The organism is Chelativorans sp. M5D2P16 (assembly GCF_034427935.1).
GTDB lineage: Bacteria > Pseudomonadota > Alphaproteobacteria > Rhizobiales > Rhizobiaceae > Chelativorans.
The window spans coordinates 212,978-227,190 of sequence record NZ_JAXQNM010000040.1; the positions used below are offsets into that span (position 1 = coordinate 212,978).

General features: G+C 64.3%; 10 protein-coding genes. 8 read left to right on the forward strand and 2 right to left on the reverse strand.

All coding sequences use genetic code 11. The features are described 5' to 3' along the window. Window positions 1-59: 59 nt before the first annotated feature. Window positions 60-4,535, reverse strand: a complete 4,476-nt coding sequence (locus SIN08_RS21285) for an amino acid adenylation domain-containing protein (RefSeq protein ID WP_322453620.1) — start codon at window positions 4,533-4,535, stop codon at window positions 60-62. Between the two features lie 76 nt (window positions 4,536-4,611). On the opposite strand from SIN08_RS21285, the gene SIN08_RS21290 reads away from it, so the two are divergent. From SIN08_RS21290 to SIN08_RS21325, 8 genes are all read left to right on the forward strand, one after another. Further along, the gene (locus SIN08_RS21290) at window positions 4,612-5,787 is read left to right on the forward strand and encodes an isochorismate synthase (protein ID WP_416208111.1); all 1,176 of its coding nucleotides are present in this window, start codon (window positions 4,612-4,614) and stop codon (window positions 5,785-5,787) included. Between the two features lie 36 nt (window positions 5,788-5,823). Further along, the gene (locus tag SIN08_RS21295) at window positions 5,824-7,452 is read left to right on the forward strand and encodes a (2,3-dihydroxybenzoyl)adenylate synthase (protein WP_322453621.1); all 1,629 of its coding nucleotides are present in this window, start codon (window positions 5,824-5,826) and stop codon (window positions 7,450-7,452) included. A 12-nt stretch (window positions 7,453-7,464) separates the two neighbouring features. Continuing rightward, window positions 7,465-8,340: an isochorismatase family protein gene (locus SIN08_RS21300; RefSeq protein WP_322453622.1), complete on the forward strand. Its 876-nt coding sequence runs from the start codon at window positions 7,465-7,467 to the stop codon at window positions 8,338-8,340. A gap of 10 nt (window positions 8,341-8,350) precedes the next feature. Then, window positions 8,351-9,106, forward strand: coding sequence for a 2,3-dihydro-2,3-dihydroxybenzoate dehydrogenase (dhbA, locus tag SIN08_RS21305; protein WP_322453623.1), 756 nt, complete (start codon window positions 8,351-8,353; stop codon window positions 9,104-9,106). A gap of 150 nt (window positions 9,107-9,256) precedes the next feature. Then, entirely contained in the window at window positions 9,257-9,856 is a 600-nt protein-coding gene (locus SIN08_RS21310) for a 4'-phosphopantetheinyl transferase family protein (protein WP_322453624.1), read from the forward strand. Between the two features lie 30 nt (window positions 9,857-9,886). Further along, a complete protein-coding gene (locus SIN08_RS21315) occupies window positions 9,887-11,146 on the forward strand; it encodes a methyltransferase (protein ID WP_322453625.1) in 1,260 nt (419 codons plus the stop codon). Between the two features lie 117 nt (window positions 11,147-11,263). Further along, window positions 11,264-12,361, forward strand: coding sequence for a carboxynorspermidine decarboxylase (nspC, locus tag SIN08_RS21320; protein WP_322453626.1), 1,098 nt, complete (start codon window positions 11,264-11,266; stop codon window positions 12,359-12,361). Between the two features lie 38 nt (window positions 12,362-12,399). After that, window positions 12,400-13,638: a saccharopine dehydrogenase family protein gene (locus tag SIN08_RS21325; RefSeq protein ID WP_322453627.1), complete on the forward strand. Its 1,239-nt coding sequence runs from the start codon at window positions 12,400-12,402 to the stop codon at window positions 13,636-13,638. A 119-nt stretch (window positions 13,639-13,757) separates the two neighbouring features. On the opposite strand, the gene SIN08_RS21330 is transcribed toward SIN08_RS21325, so the two are convergent. Beyond that, on the reverse strand, window positions 13,758-14,168 hold the full coding sequence (locus tag SIN08_RS21330; RefSeq protein ID WP_322453628.1) for a VOC family protein: 411 nt from the start codon (window positions 14,166-14,168) through the stop codon (window positions 13,758-13,760). Between the last annotated feature and the right edge of the window lie 45 nt (window positions 14,169-14,213).

Here is a 14,213-nt window from a genome sequence, read left to right on the forward strand (position 1 = left end):
CAACCTTGGTGAATCGGAGAATCCGCTGCTGGTTGATGTCCGCGGTGGTCGGGTCGGGATCATCGTCGGCCCTGGCTGGCAAACAGCTGCTCGACCTGACGGGCATTGCGGCAACGCACCAGTTGCTGCGGCGCAAGCTCGACGCCGAATTCCTCGCGGATCCGCATGGAGATCGGCTTCAGGTGCGAAGGCAGAAGGCCGATCGCCATGAAATCGGTCGTATCGTCCACTTCCGCGGCCGTCGCCTTGCCGAGCACGCTCAGGTAGATCTCGAGCACACGGCGTCCTCTTTGCTGCCCCGGAGCGGGGGCGGCGATTTCGATCGCCGGAGCGTCACCATCGGCCGCCGACGTCAGAAGTTCGCGGGCGCGGCGGCGGTCGGGCTTGCCGTTCGCGGAGAGCGGCAGTTCCTCGACCTCCAGAAAGCGGGTCGGGACATGCGATTCGGGCAGATGCAGCCGGGCGAAGCCGCGCAGGTCAGAAGCCGAAAGGGCGGATTGGGGCTGCGGCACGTAGAGTGCGCCGATCGCGGCTTCGCCGTGATGCTCGACGCCGTAGTCGACCACTAGCACGCCGCGAATCGCGGTGTGCCTTGCAAGCTCGTTCTCGATGTCGGGCAATGACACCCTGACACCGCGGACCTTGACGTAACCGTTGACGCGGCTTGCGAAGAGGATGTTGCCGTCCTGGCGGTAGCACCCGCGGTCGCCGGTGCGGAAGGCGCGTACCGGAACGCCCTTCTCATCCATGACGGTCACGAAGTCGTTCTGGGTCAGGACGCCGTCTTCCAGATAGCCGAGGGCGACATTGACGCCGGCCGTATGGATGCGGCCGACGACCCCGGCCGGGCAATGTTCGCCCAGATCGTTCAGCACGAAATAGCGGTTGGCAGGAAGCGGACGGCCATAGGGAACGAGGTCGACGTCTTCCGGGCCGATCTCGTGCCAGATGCTCCAGATGGTCGTCTCCGTCGGCCCGCCGAGGGAGATCAAGCGCATCTCCGGCGCCAGCCGGCGCAATTCGGCGATGACGACCGGCTTGATGTAGTCGCCGCCTTGCGCGACGAGCCGCAGTGACTTCAGTTCGTCGCCGCGCCGGCAGGAGAGCAGCATTTCGAGAATGGCGGGAACGGAGCACCATATGGTGACGCCGTGCTCGGCGACCAGCCGGTTCCAGCCGATCGCATCCTTTTCCTCCTCACGCGTGGGCAGCACGAGCGTCGCGCCGGCAGTGAGGCAGCCGAACACGTCGAACACGGACATGTCGTGATGAAGCGGCGTTACCGAGATGAAGACGTCGCGTTCGCTGACCGCCCAGTCGTTCAGGGTGCGGCCGATCACGTTGGACGTCGCCTTGTTGGACAGGACGACGCATTTCGGCTTGCCGGTGGTGCCCGAGGTATAGAGATAGTAGGCGGGTTCCACGCTTGAGGAGAGTTCCTCGAGCGGGGATATGAGCGCCCACGGGTCGGCCGGCGCTTCGCCCGCCAGAAGCGCCTCGGACGTCGCGGACTCGAAATGGTCGAACGTGCCCGGCGAGATCACGAGGTCGGGGCGGCAATTTTCCAGCAGGTAGCGCAACCTGTCGGCCGGCGAGGCGGCATCAATCGGCACCCAGATCGCCCCGATCAAGGCACAGGCGAGCGTGACGGTCGTGTGCTCGGGGCTGCGCGGAAGACAGATCGCGACGACACTGCCCTTGCCGATACCGCGCGCGGAAAGCGAAGCCATGACCCTGCCGACCCGATCGCCGAGCTCGGCATAGGAGACGCGATCCGCGCCGCAGATCAGCGCATCCTCGTCCCGCCCGGCATTGAAGAGATTGTCGGCGATACGCTTCAGAAAGCCGCTGCAGGAGAAGTCCTCTTCCGCGCCGTTCAGCCGATAGTGCCCGTGGTCGAGGACATCCCGCGCGGAGAATTCAAGCACACCTGCCGCGCAAATCGCTTCCACCGCCCGGTCGATGGCCACGAGAATATCGGACACAATCGTGGAATCGATCGCTTCGCGGGCATGATCGATATCGAGGACGAGATTGCCCTCGCCGTCGGCCGAGAAGCGGACGTCCATCGCCACCTGCGGGGTCTGGGTCAGCCCGGCGTGTAGTTGAACCGAGCTCTCCCGGCCGAGCCCCGGCCAGGACAGGCCATTGGTGATGACTACCGGCAGCACCGGCCCGCCGGGATGAGTGTTCATTAGGAGCCTGTTGATGTCGATGCCCGAAAAGGACAGGTGTTCGAGCCCCTCCAGTATGTCGCTCTGCATCGCGCGGGCACGCTCGGCGAAGCTGCCCTGACGGATGTCCCAGTTCACCGCGACGAAGGTCGAACGGTTGGCGAGAGGACCGGCGGCCTGGGGCGCGACCGGAACGCCGACGCAGAGCACGCCTTCCTCGAGCCAGCGCGACAGCGTCTCGAGAATGACCGCGGTCAGGGCCGAGTTCTTGAACAGACGCTCCCTGGCGCCGATACGGGAGATCTTCGCAAACCTCTCGCGCGTGACGATCAGGCTTTGCCGCGCGTAGCGGGAGACCTTGACCGTCTCGAGCGGCTTTCTCCAGGGCAATTGCGGCGGCCCTTCGAAGGATCGCAGCTTCTCCGTCCAATAGGCCGCATCCTCTTTGCGTTTCGCGGCCGGTTCCGGCGCGGGGGAAGGTGCGCCGGCGGTTTCGGTCGGCAGCGTTTCGCCGAACAGTTCGACGATCAGCGAGGCGATGGACCGGCCGTCCAGGATCAGCGCGTCGAAAAGAAGAAATACGACACCGGTCTCCGCGCCCGGATCGTCCGCATCGGGCTCCGGCAACCGGAAGGCGGTCACCTGCCAGGGCGGACGGTCGAGATCGAGCAATTGGTGCGCATAGTCCTCGCGAAGAGCGTCTATCCGTCGGAGCGCTTCGGCGCGTGGCAATTCGCTCAGGTCAACCTCTTCGAAATTCACCACTGGTTCCGGCGAGACACGCTGGACCAGCCGCTGGGCGTCGATGCGCGTGCGCAGGCTTTCATGGCGACGGACGAGGTCGAGAAGACGCGCCGGCAACGCGGCAAAGTCGATGCCTCCGCGATATTCGCGGAACTCCTGCATGGCGACCCCGCCGAGCGGCAGATGCTCGCCGCGGCCCAGCAGATAGGCGCGCTGGAGGGGCGTCAACGCTGTTTCCATGCCATCTTCTCCGGTCTGCGGCGGCTCGACGGATTCCGGCGCCCGGTCGGGTTGCGCTGAGCGGGCAAGGATTTCCTGCAGCGGTGTGTCGAGAAAATCCGGGTTTGCGGCGACGCACCGGGCGAAAGACACGTAGCTTTCGAACATTTCGCGGACCCAGTCCTCGGGAAGCGCGTCAAGCCGGATGTCCCAGTTGATCAGCATGCCGCCATCGATGGAGGCCACCTGGGCGTCGAGGGCGACCTGGGGGCCCTGCGAGATCACCCAGTTCATCGTACCGAAGGTCCGGGTGACCCGCTCTGACAGGAGCTCACCGCCGGGGACGTCCAGGCCCGCGGTGAAGACGATCGGGGATAGTTCCATCGCCCCGTGTTGGCGCGAAAGATCGCGCATGACGCTAACGCCCGGATAGGCCGAGTGGGACAGCAGATCGGTCATCTGGGCACCGAGCCCTTCGCAAAGCGCGGCCGGCGTTGCCGGCGAAGCGAGATCGACCCCGAGGATGAGAACGTTGGAAAACTCTCCGACGATCCGGTCCACCTGTTCCACCATGTGCAGACGCCAGAACATCGGCACGTTGAGGCGGAAACGCTCCGAGTTCGTGGCACGGCCAAGGGCGGCGGCGAACAGGCCGAGCATCAGGGTGGAACTGGTCAGACGGCGCCGGCGGGCGGTTTGGAAGAGCGAATCCCGTTCCTCGGGCGAAAGCCGCGCCGCCAGGCGGTCGCTGCGGGGTGCCGCCGCGCCCTCGCCTTCCAGCAGCGGCAGAGCCGGCGCCGGCGGTATTTCTGCGAGGCGGTCGCGCCACCAGCGCCGATCGCGCTCGCGCTGCCGCTTGAGGTCGGCGTCGGCATTCATACGGTCGAGCCAGTCGAAGAAGCCTGGCGCGGCCGCTTCGTCAGGCGTTTCCGGGTCGTCGTAGAAACGGGCGAGATCCTCCATCACGATCCGGAAGCTCGCCGGGTCGACGGCGATCATGTCGGTATCGACGTGAAGCCGGCTGGCACCGCCGGGCAGGAGGCTCAGTCCGAAAGCCGCCGCCTGACCGGAGGCGAGATCGGGCTGCCGGTGGCTCCATGTCCGGCGCTTCGCCTCGAGCTGCTCTTCGAACGCCGCCGGCGGCAAATGGCTGAGGTCGTCGACCGACACGCGGAGCGCCTTGCTTCGATTGTCGATGTCCTGGAGGCCGGCAGTATCGACGCGCAGCCTGAGCATCGGGTGGGACATGCACAGGCGATCGACTGCGTGCTGCAGCCGTTTTGGGTCGACATCCCCACCGTCGAACTCCGCGTAAAGATGCGCGGCGACGCCACCAAGGGCGGATCGAGACCGGCGGCCCACCCAATAGGCCGCCTGCATTGGCGTCAGCTCTCTCATCAAAACTCTGTGATTGACAAAACATGATTACGATACTCAAGTATTAGCCACCGTCAACCATCGGAGGAGATGTTCCATGCAAACAGGAACTCTCATGATCGATCACGCAGACGCAGCGGAGCTGCCTTGCAGCGAAGGAAATCTGCTCTTCACCTCGGGAGACCGCGAACTCAGCGCCAGCGGTATCCGCGAACGAATCACCGCTCCCGCGCTCGGCGGAAACAAGCACGAGAGCAGCTTCCAGCAGACTATCGAGGGTGCCTTCGCCCGGGCCCGGAGGGCCGGTCAGGACAATCCCATCGTCATCGGCGCCATCCCTTTCGACCTAGGAGAGGCCACCTGCCTTTATGTGCCGGAGCATTACGCGTGGCGCGAGCGCATGGCCGCCAGCGCAGCGGTGGACGCAGACATGCCGGGCCTGGTTGCCCAGCGCAGCCTGCCCGACGAATACGGTTTCAAGCATGCCGTCGAGCATGCGATCGTCAATTTCCGTCACAGCGACGTGCGCAAGGCGGTGCTTTCGGTGGTGCGGGAGTTGACGTTCTCCGGCAGTGTGGACGTTGAACGGCTGCTCGCCAGCCTGCGCGCCCAGAACCGCGAGGGCTACCAGTTCCGCGTGCCGTTGCCCGATGGCGGGGAACTCGTCGGCGTCAGCCCCGAACTCTTGATGCGCAAGGAAGGCGACCGGATCGTCTCCAACCCTCTTGCGGGATCGGCCAGGCGCATGTCCGATCCCGAGGCCGATCGGGCCAATGCCGAACGTCTCGTGCAATCGGAAAAGGACCAGTACGAGCACAGCCTCGTGGTCCAGGATATCCGCAGGCTCCTGGAGCCGCATTGTGCAGAGCTCCACGTGCCGGAGCGGCCGTCGCTCATCAACACGGCCGCACTCTGGCATCTCTCCACGAGGCTGGAGGGCCGCGTGAGCGATCCGTCAGCGTCGGCGCTGCAGCTTGCCTGCCTGCTCCATCCGACACCGGCCGTATGTGGCTTTCCGACAGAGCGGGCCCGGCGCCTGATCCACTTCGTCGAACCCTTCGAACGCGGCCTTTTTACCGGCATGGTCGGCTGGTGCGACGCGGAGGGCAACGGCGAATGGGTGGTGACGATCCGCTGCGGCATCGTCAAGAGCGACACCGTGCGCCTCTTCGCCGGCGCCGGCATCGTCGAGGCTTCCGAGCCCGACTCCGAATGGGCCGAGGTGCAGACCAAGCTCGGCACCATGCTCAGCGCCTGCGGCCTCGCCGCCTGACATCGCACGAACCCTGCCGATCAACTGGTGAGAGACATGACGATCGAGTTCCAACGCTGGCCGGAGGAACTGGCCAACCGGTACCGCGAACGCGGTTACTGGATAGACGAGCCGCTGACCCGGATCCCGACCGAGCAGCGGCGGCTGCGCCCCGAGGCGACCGCCGTGATCTGCGGCGAGCGCCGCTTCACCTACGCCGAGATGGACGCCTTCTCCTCCAATCTCGCGGCACGCCTGGCCGCCCAGGGGCTCGGCAAAGGTGATACCGCGCTCGTGCAACTGCCGAACGTCGCCGAGTTCTACATCGTGTTCTTCGCGCTGCTGAGGATCGGGGTGGCACCGGTGAATGCGCTCTTCAGCCATCGCAAGCTGGAGCTGACCGGCTATGCGGGGCAGATCGCGCCGCGGGTCCTGATCGCCTCGCGCCGGCACGAGCTTTTCGCCGACGACGGCTTTATCGCCGAGTTGCGCAAGGTCTCGCCGGGGCTTTCCCTCGCGCTCCTGCACGATGAGGCGTTGCCTGACAACAGCCTCGACCACTGGATGCGGTCGGCGCCGGAGGAAAGTCCGGACTTTTCGCCCGCAGCACCCGACGAAGTGGCCTTCTTTCAGCTCTCCGGCGGCAGCACCGGCACGCCGAAGCTCATTCCGCGCACGCACAACGACTACGACTACAGTGTGCGGGCAAGCGCGGAGATCTGCGGCCTCACCCCCAAGACGCGGTTTCTCTGCGCTCTGCCGGCGGGGCACAACTTTCCACTCAGCTCCCCCGGCGCCCTCGGGGTCTTTCACGCCGGCGGCTGCCTCGTCATGGCGCCGAACCCGGAACCGCTGGCCTGCTTCGCCCTGATCGAACGCCATGCGGTGGATATGGCCGCCCTGGTGCCGCCCGCCGTGGCGCTGTGGCTGCAGGCCGCACCGGACCACCGGGATGCTCTTAGTTCGCTGAAGCTCGTCCAGGTCGGCGGCGCGAGCTTCGCCGACTCGCTGGCAAAACAAGTGCCAGAGGCGCTCGGATGCCGGCTGCAGCAGGTCTTCGGCATGGCGGAGGGGCTCGTCAACTACACGCGCCTCGACGACGCGGACGAACTCGTCTTCACCACGCAAGGACGCCCGATCAGCCCCGACGACGAGGTGAAGATCGTCGACGAGGACGGACGTGAAGTCGCCGACGGGGAGCCGGGCATGCTGGCAACCCGGGGACCCTACACGTTCCGCGGCTACTACCGCAGCCCCGAGCACAATGCCCGCGTCTTCGACGCCGAGGGCTTCTACTATTCCGGCGACGTCGTGCAGCGCACGCCGGCGGGCTATCTGAGGGTCGTCGGGCGCGTGAAGGATCAGATCAACCGTGGCGGCGAGAAGGTCGCGTCCGAGGAGGTGGAGAACCTGATCCTGCTCCACCCCGACGTCACGCATGCGGCATTGGTCGCCATGCAGGACACGCTGCTCGGCGAAAAGAGCTGCGCCTTTATCGTCTCGCGCAATCCGGACCTGAAGGCACCGGCGCTCAGGCGGCATCTGCTTGCCCTCGGGGTCGCGGAATACAAGCTGCCGGACCGCGTCCGCCTCATCGACAAGATGCCACTTACCGCCGTCGGCAAGATCGACAAGAAGACGTTGCGCGACCAGCTCGCGCGACCCGCCGCGACCGCTCTGACCTGATCGAGGTATCCCATGGCCATTCCGACGATCGCCGATTATCCGATGCCGCAGCCGGAGAGCTTTCCGGCCAACAAGACGAAATGGCAGCCCTCGGCCGAGCAGGCCGTGCTGCTCATCCACGACATGCAGCGCTATTTCCTGCGGTACTACGACGCCGACGGGAGGCTGCTGCCGCGGCTGATCGACAATCTCGCCAGTCTGCGGGCCTGGGCTCGTGAAAACGCGGTTCCGGTCATCTACACGGCCCAGCCGCACGATCAGCCGGCCGCCGATCGCGCGCTGCTCAACGACATGTGGGGACCGGGGCTCACCGTCGCCGATCCGACCTTGCAAGGGGTGGTGGCCGAACTTGCCCCCGGCGCCGAGGACACGGTGCTGACCAAATGGCGCTACAGCGCATTCCAGCGTTCCGATCTCCTCGAACGGATGAAGGCCTGGGGGCGCGATCAGGTCGTGATCGGCGGGGTCTACGCCCATATCGGCTGCATGGTGACGGCGGTCGACGCCTTCATGAACGACGTCCAGCCCTTCCTCGTCGGGGACGCTGTCGCCGACTTCTCGGAAGCCGAGCACCGCATGGCCCTGCAATATGTGGCGACACGCTGCGGCGCGGTTATCGACACGGCAAGCCTGGTGGACGGGCCACGGCAGGAGACTACCCGTGACTGGTTGCAGGCGCGGGTGCTGCAGCTCATCGAGGACGAAGGTGAGACGGAACTCGATCCGGACGAGAATCTGATCTTCTACGGCCTCGATTCGCTTCAGGTGATGAAACTTGCCGGCGAACTGAAGGAGCGCGGCATTAGCGTCGGCTTCGATGAACTGGCGCGCGTGCCGACCCTCAACGGCTGGTGGACGCTGATCGAGGAAAAGCGCCTTGCCGCCTGAAGGTATGGAAATGGCAGGCCGACAATTTGCCGGCAAACGCGTTCTGGTGACCGGGGCGGCCGGCGGCATCGGCCGCCGGATCGCCGAGCGTTTCGTCGAGGAAGGCGCCGACGTGACGGGCCTCGACCGCGAAACGGATACAGGTAAAACGCTGTTCAGGCTGCTTGCCGTCGACATCGGCGATCCCGCTCAGGTCGAGACCGTCAGCGAGCGCCTGAAGACGGAGGAAAACCGCCTCGACATCATGGTCAACGCGGCGGGCATCCTCCGGCTCGGCAATGCCGAAACGCTCACGCCGGAGGATTGGCAGACCTGCATAAACGTCAACGCCGGCGGTCCCTTCCATCTGCTGCGCCAGTGGATTCCGACCTTCAAGGCCCAGCGCAGCGGCGCCATCGTCAACGTGGCGTCCAATGCCGCCCACGCGCCGCGCGTCGGCATGACGGCCTACTGCGCATCGAAGGCCGCGCTGGTCAGCTTGAGCCGCTGCATCGGGCTGGAACTCGCGCCCTTCGGCGTGCGCTGCAATGTCGTGTCGCCGGGATCGACCGACACGCCGATGCTCGGCGGCATGCTCAAGGCTCCAGCCGACCGCGAGCGGTTGCTTGCCGGCCTGCCGGAGCAATTCAAGCTGGGTATCCCGCTCGGCAAGATCGCCACGCCGGACGATATCGCCGAGATGGTGCTCTTCCTCGCGTCCGACCGGGCAGGCCACGTGACGCTGCAGGACGTGGTGGTCGACGGCGGGGCGACGCTCGGTGCCTGATTTTCAAGCGGTTGCGGCGCCATGATCGCAGAAGCCGGCGCACGGAACGCCTCTTTCCCACCTGGCCGGCTCCAAGAGCTCTGGCCATGGCTGGACGAGCCGGCGGACTGCCGCTGCGTGGCGATGCACTTTTCATGGAACACTGGCAGCATGGGACCGCTCGATGCCTCGGACATCGACGTCCCGCCGCGTATCGCACGCGCCGCTCCGCGCCGCCTGGCGGAATTCGTCGCCGGACGCCGCTGCGCCGGCGAGGCGTTGCGTCTGTTGTCCGGCAGGACTTCATTCCCCGGTCAAGCGGAAGACCGGGCACCGGTCTGGCCCGAAGGCATCCTCGGCTCCATTTCGCACAGCCGGGACCGTGCGATTGCCGTTGCCGGACGGTCCGAGCGCTATCGCGCACTCGGCGTCGATCTCGAAACGGTGCTGACGGAGACCGAGGCGCGCGAGATCGCGCCTCAGACATTGACCGAACGGGAGCTTGCGCGTTTCGGCAGGCGTGTCGACGCCTTCACGGTCGGCCTCGCCTTTTCTGCCAAGGAGAGCCTGTTCAAGGCGCTTTATCCGATCGTCCGCCGGTTCTGCGGCTTCGATGCATCGGAACTCGCGGGATGGGACTCCGAGGGGACGGCCCTTCTGCGTCTCACCGAAGACCTGTCCCCGGAATGGTGCCGCGGACAGGAGTTCGCCGTCCATTTCGGTTGTCTCGACGGTTTTCTCATCACACGTGTGTCGATCGAGCGGGGGTAAGCCGGCCGCCTGCAGAAAGGCGCAGCACTGATGGCACAGCGGACCATATTGTGCCTGATTGATTTAAACATGATCTTTATAGTCAAGTTTTTCTTGTCAGTATCAATGTTTGCCCGCATAGTGACCGTGGCAGTTTCGGCCTTTGCGTTCTCTGAAACCGGGGAACCACGGCTCGCTGACACTGCCCTTTTTTCTTGGCCTCAGTCGAAAGGAACGAGCACCATGCCACCTGACGCTCCGGCCCCGTCGATGCCGCAGTCGAGCCCCCCTATCAAGCTCCTCAAGCAGATTGCCGCTTATCGCACGTCCCAGTGTATCCGCGCGGTGGTGGAACTCGGTATCCCCCGGTTCCTGGAGCAAGGTCCGCGTCCGGCGGACGAACTGGCGCGCGTGGCCAACGCCCATCCGGAATTGCTCGCGCGCGTCCTCGACCATCTCGTCAACGAGGAGGTGTTCGGCCGCGACGAGGACGGCCGCTACTTCAACCTGCCGGCATCGCGTTTCCTCGTTCCGGGGCACACGCATTCGCTACACCCCTGGGTGACGTTCGAGCTTGATCCCCTCTACTGGCGCGCCTGGGAGCGGCTCGCCGAACAGTTGCGGACGAACAAACCGGCCTTCGAACTGGCCCATGGGCGCTCTTTCTTCGAGTGGCTTGCCGAAGACGATGCCGCGCGCAAACGCTTCGACGACGAGATGCGTGCCGTCTCGAAGGCCATGGGTGGCGTCGTCGTGGGCCATCTGCGCTTTCCGGAAGGAACGACTATCGTCGATGTCGGCGGTGGCGACGGGTCGCTCCTGGCGCAAGTTCTGGTTCGCAATCCCGGCACGAAGGGTCTGCTGTTCGAATTGCCCCGCGCGGACGACACGCTCGATCCGCTGTTCAAGGAACTGATGGCCAACGATCGTGCGTCGTTGGAACACGGCTCGTTCTTCGAAAAGACCCCTTCGAACGGTGACGCCTATATTTTCAGCAGAGTCTTTCACGATTTCGACGACGAAGTCGTCCAACAGATCCTGGCGAACACGCGCGCGGTGATGAAGGGGCACGAGCGCCTCTTCGTCGTGGACATCATGCGCGATCCTTTAAAGCCGAAGCCGGGGGAGTCCGCCCAAGACATCCTCATGCTGGTGCTGCTTGGTGGACGCGAGCGGACGCCGGAGGAGTTTTCCGAACTGTTCTCCTCAAGTGGATTCGCCACCGTTTCGGTCACGCCCACGGAATCTCCGCTCAGCATCCTGGAGTTTTGCCGTTCCGCTGAAGATCCGAAGCAAAAATTCTCTGCTTAGGGCGTGCGTATCGTTCTCCCGGCTTTGCGAAAGAGCTGCCCTCACAAAGGTGGCGCCGGCGGGTGGTTTGGGTTAGGAAACCCGGCAGTGCGCCGAGGAGAAAGACGTCCGGGACAGATGATCGAAACGCCGTATTACCTGATCGACAAAGCAAAGCTTCTCCAAAACATGGAGAAGATCGCCCATGTGCGCGAGAGATCGGGGGCGAAGGCGCTGCTGGCGCTGAAATGCTTCGCAACCTGGTCGGTCTTCGACCTGATGCGCGACTACATGGACGGCACCACCTCCTCGTCGCTCAACGAGGTGCGTCTCGGCCACGAACGGTTCGGGAAGGAGACGCATGCCTACAGCGTCGCCTACGCCGATCACGAGATCGACGAGGTCGTCAGTCACGCGGACAAGATCATCTTCAACTCGATCGGGCAGCTCGACCGCTTCGCTGACAGGGCTTCCGGCATCGTTCGCGGGTTGCGCCTGAACCCGCAGGTCAGCTCGTCGAGCTTCGATCTTGCCGATCCGGCCCGCCCTTTCTCCCGCCTCGGCGAGTGGGACGTGGAGAAGATCGAAAAGGCGATGGACCGCATCAGCGGCTTCATGATCCACAACCACTGCGAGAACGAGGATTTCAGCCTCTTCGACCGCATCCTTGGGCGGATCGAGGAGCACTTCGGCGCGCTTCTTTCAAGGGTCGAATGGGTCAGCCTCGGCGGCGGCATCCACTTCACAGGCGAGAACTATCCGCTCGAGACCTTCTGCGACCGGCTGAAGGCTTTTGCCGACAAATACGACGTGCAGGTCTATCTGGAGCCCGGCGAAGCCTCCATCACGCAGTCCACGACGCTCGAAACCACCGTTCTCGACACACTCTTCAACGGCAAGCACCTCGCCATCGTCGACAGCTCCATCGAAGCCCATATGCTCGATCTCCTGATCTACCGGGAAAGCGCCAAGGTGACGCCGAACAAGGGGCCACACCGCTACCTGGTCTGCGGCAAGTCCTGCCTTGCAGGCGATATTTTCGGCGAGTTCGATTTCGAGCGGGAGTTGAAGGTCGGCGACCGCGTTTCCTTCCAGGATGCGGCGGGCTACACGATGGTCAAGAAGAACTGGTTCAACGGCGTGAAAATGCCGGCGATCGCCGTCAGGGAACTGGACGGCAGCATTCGGACGGTCCGCGAGTTCACCTACGCGGATTATGAACAAAGCCTCTCCTGATAAGACGTGGCACTGGACGGAAGGAGATATCCCGAGACATGAAGAAGAATGTGCTCATCATCGGCGCCGGCGGCGTTGCTCAGGTGGTCGCGCACAAATGCGCGCAGAACAACGACATTCTCGGCGACATCCATATCGCCTCGCGCACCAAGGCCAAATGCGATGCGATCGTTGCGAGCGTGTACGAGAAGGAGGCGATGAAGCAGCCGGGCGTCCTCGAGGCCCATTCCCTCGACGCGCTGGATATCGAGGCGGCCAAGGACCTGATCCGCAAGACCGGTTCGCAGATCGTCATCAATGTCGGCTCGGCCTTCATCAACATGTCCGTCCTGCGCGCCTGCATGGATACCGGTGCCGCCTATATCGATACGGCCATCCACGAGGAACCGGACAAGGTCTGCGAGTCGCCGCCCTGGTACGGGAACTACGAGTGGAAGCGCGCCGCCGAATGTGAAGAGAAGGGCGTCACTGCGATCCTCGGCGCCGGCTTCGACCCAGGGGTCGTCAACGCCTACGCCCGCCTCGCCAAGGACGAGTATCTGGACAAGGTGACCGATGTCGACATCGTCGACGTCAACGCCGGCAGTCACGGCAAGTACTTCGCCACCAATTTCGACCCAGAGATCAACTTCCGCGAATTCACCGGCATCGTTTACTCCTGGCAGAACGGCGAGTGGCAAGAGAACAAGATGTTCGAGATCGGCAAGGAGTTCGACCTGCCGGTGGTCGGCAAGCGCAAGGCCTATCTGTGCGGCCACGACGAGGTGCATTCGCTGGCAAGGAACATGGACGGTGCGGACGTTCGCTTCTGGATGGGCTTCGGCGACCACTACATCAACGTCTTCACGGTCTTGAAGAACATCGGCCTTCTGTCCGAGCACCCGGTCAAGACGGCGGAGGGACAGGAGGTCGTGCCGCTCAAGGTGGTCAAGGCCTGCCTGCCGGATCCGGCCTCGCTCGCGCCGGAATATGAAGGCAAGACGTGCATCGGCGATTTCGTCAAGGGCATGAAGGACGGCAAGGAACACGAGGTCTTCATCTACAACGTCGCCGACCACAGGCAAGCCTACAACGAAGTGGGCAGCCAGGGCATCTCCTACACGGCCGGGGTGCCGCCAGTCGCCGCCGCCATGCTGATCGCCACCGGCGAGTGGGACGTGAAGAGGATGGCGAACGTCGAAGAACTGCCGCCGAAGCCGTTCCTTGGCCTGCTGAACAGGATCGGCCTGCCGACCCGCATCAAGGACGTGGAGGGCGACCGGGCGTTCACGCCCTGAGCCGCTCGAGCTGAGCAATCATTTTGATCGCGGCGCTTGCGCGCCGCATCTCTCGCTCATGGCGTGTCGCCCCCGCGTAAATCCGGCGGCTTACCTGTCGATCCGGACCGGCAACCAAGTTAGGTGCCGGACACGGCCGCCGGATCCATCCACATCGGCTCGAACACATGGCCGTCGGGATCCTCGAAGGTGCGGACATACATGAAGCCCATGTCCTGCCGCTCCTGGACATCGGCCCTGCCGCCGGCGGCCGCGGCCGCTTCGGCGATGGCGTCCACTTCCTCGCGGCTGTCGCGGGAGAGCGCGATCAGCATTCCGCTCGTCGCCTTCGAATCGGCGATCGGCTTGGGCGTGAAAGTGGCGAAGTAGTCGTGGGTCAGCAGTTGAAAAATGATGGTGTCCGACCAGACCATCGAGGCAGACTGATGGTCACTGAACTGTTCGTTCTTCGTGCAACCGATCGCCTCGTAGAAGCGGGTTGCGGCGGCAAGATCCTTCACCGGCAGGTTCAGGAAGAGCATCTTGGGCATTGCGGGTCTCCTTCGGTTTGCGTCGACTTGCTGCACGTGTCCGGA